The following is a 2,709-nucleotide window of genomic DNA, read 5'->3' on the forward strand; positions in this document are numbered from 1 at the left end:
GGGGTGCGGCGGCGGCGGTGCAGGGCCAGGCCGGCGCTGACGGCGCCGGCGAGGAGGCCGGCGGCGGCGGTGGACGGTACGGCGATCTTGACCGCCCGCCGCCCGGTGCGGAAGTCCCGCACCTCCCAGCCCCGCTCGCGGGCCTGCCGCAGCAGTGTCCCGTCCGGGTTGATCGCGACCGCCCGCCCGACGGCGGTGAGCATCGGCAGGTCGTTGGCCGAGTCGCTGTAGGCGGCGCAGCGCATCAGGTCCAGCCCCTCCACCGCGGCGAGCTGGGCGACCGCCTCCGCCTTGGCCGGCCCGTGCATCAGGTCGCCGACCAGCCGCCCGGTGTAAGCACCGTCGACCACCTCGGCCACCGTACCGACCGCACCGGTCAGGCCGAGTCGGGTGGCGATCACCCGGCCGATCTCCACCGGGGCGGCACTGACCAGCCACACCCGCTCGCCGGCGTCGAGGTGCCGCTGCGCGAGCCGGCGGGTACCGGCCCAGATGCGTGGGGCCATCAGCTCGTCGAAGATCTCCTCGGCCAGGCGCTCGATCTCGTCCACCCGCCAGCCCTCGATGAAGGCCAGGGCGGCCTCCTTGGCCTGCGACATGTCGACGGCGTTCTCGGTGGCCAGCAGCCGGAACCGGGCCTGCTGCCAGGCGAACCGGGCCAGGTCACCGGTGGTGAAGTACTTGCGGGCGGCCAGCCGCGGGCGAACCAGTAGATGGAGGCGCCCTGCATCATCGTGTTGTCCACGTCGAAGAAGGCCGCGGCGGTGGGGTCCGGCTCAGCGGGAACGGGCCGGTCGAGCTCGGCCTCGGCCCAGCCGGCGGTGTGCCCGTGGACGTCGGTGCTGACCGTGACCTTGCGGGTGCGGGCCATCCGACCTCCCTCCGTACGACGACCGCTGCACCCCTGAGCGTAGTCGGGGGTCGGTTACGGGCGGACGTCCGAAGGTGCAACTGTGGCGTGAACGGCTCTGCCGCTCAGCGGTCGCTCGGGCAGGTCGCCGGGGCCGGGCCGAGCGCGTCGCTGTCGACCGGCGCGGGCAGGCCGCAGGCGATGGCGGCGCGCAGCGTGTCGGAGCGCTTGCGGATCGCGTCCAGTAGGGCCAGCGAACGGCGGGTCCGGTCCCGCTCGGCGCGGCTGGCCCCGTCGAGCAGGCCACCGACCGCCTTGCGCTGCCCGGTCACGAAGGTGTTCACCGCGTCCAGCCCGGCCGGGTCGGAGCGCTGGGCGGCGGTGGTGGTGAGCAGCCGTACGCCCTGGCGGGTGTCGGCGTCCATGTCGTCCAGCACCGCGCTGAACTCGGCCAGGTCGCCGCGGAGCGTGCCGGCCTCGTCGAGCCGGGTCCGGGCGAAGTCGAGGAAGAGCTGGCCCCGGCTGAGGTCGGAGCTGGTCAGAGCGAGCTGGGCGCGTTCGGTGGAGCGCTTCATGCCGTACAGCGCGTCGCCGGGGACCGCGTCCTCGCTGGCGGCGGAGATGCCCGACACGGCGACGGCGCCGGCGGCGATGCCGACCAGGATGGCGCCCCGGGCGCGGATCTGGCGGGCGGTCACCGCGCCCAGCAGCGAGCCACGCGAAGCCGGCTCGGTCGTGCGGGCGGGTGTGGTCGCGGTCGCGGTCGCCGCGCCCATGCCCTCCCGCTCCGCGGTCGCCACCAGCATGGCGCGGAGCCCGGTGCGGAACTCCGCGTCGACCTCGACGTCCGGCCGCGCGGCGACGAGTCGCTGACCGACCCCCACCAGGGCGGTGAGCCGGTCGTCGGCGCGGGACCGGACATGGTGACGCCGGCCGCCGTTCGCCTCGTCGAGAAGCTGGGCGAAACGTGCGGCCCGACGACGGGAGAAGAGGTCACTGTCCACCGCAGGCACCCCCTCTCGCTGGTCACGGCCGGTCGGCCGCGGTGGTTCCCAGCGACCGGCGGCGGCGTACGCCGACGGACGAAGGTGTTGGCCGGCCGCGCTGCTCCGGACCGGGTGGTCCGGGGGCGCCGGGGCAACCACCGGTCGCACCCGGAGAAACGGTCCGCGACGGGCACGGGTTACGGGCCGGCCGCTGCCGAAATCACGAAGAGTGATCGTCGTCGCAGGGGCTCAGGGCTGGAAACCGTCCGGGAGCAGGCGGGCCAGGGCGCGGACGCGCGATATTGCAATGCCTTGATCGCGCCCTCGTTCTTGCCCATCGTGCGGGCCGTCTCGGCAACTGAGAAACCCTGGAGGAAGCGGAGCACGATGCACTCCTGCTGCTCCGGGTTGAGCTGCTTGACGGCGGTGAGCAGCGCGACGTTGGTGATGTGCTCGACCACCGCCGCCTCGGGGCTGCCCTCCGGGCCCCGGTCCTCCCGGTCCGCGTCGAGCACGTCGCCGGTGGTGACCTCCAGCCGGTAGCGGCCGGACTTGAAGTGGTCCGCCACCAGGTTGCGGGCGATGGTGACCAGCCAGGCGCCGAGGTCGCGGCCCTGCCAGGTGAAGCTGCCGATCCGCTTGAGGGCCCGCAGAAAGGTGTCCGAGGTGAGGTCCTCGGCCAGTTGGCGGTTGCCGACCCGGAAGTAGACGAAGCGGAAGACGGTGTCGACGTACCGGTCGTAGATCAGGCCGAACGCCTCGGACTCGCCGGCCTGCGCGCGCTCCACCAGCGCCCAGACCTCGGTCGCCGGGTCGGACGGGTCGGGCCGGCTGGGGAACCCGGTCGCCGGCGTCGTGGTCGCCGGCACCGCG

1 protein-coding gene and 2 pseudogenes are annotated in these 2,709 nt (G+C 74.0%); all 3 read right to left on the bottom strand.

The window, feature by feature from the left end:
* Window positions 1-871: pseudogene (locus JNW89_RS33790) on the bottom strand (HAD family hydrolase); the annotation flags it as partial.
* A 104-nt stretch (window positions 872-975) separates the two neighbouring features.
* Complete coding sequence (locus tag JNW89_RS33795; protein ID WP_238452130.1) at window positions 976-1,854, bottom strand: DUF5667 domain-containing protein; 879 nt, start codon at window positions 1,852-1,854, stop codon at window positions 976-978.
* Between the two features lie 231 nt (window positions 1,855-2,085).
* Window positions 2,086-2,709, bottom strand: a pseudogene (locus JNW89_RS33800) (ECF subfamily RNA polymerase sigma factor, BldN family); the annotation flags it as partial.

The sequence above is a fragment of the Micromonospora sp. 4G55 genome (genome assembly GCF_016803375.1).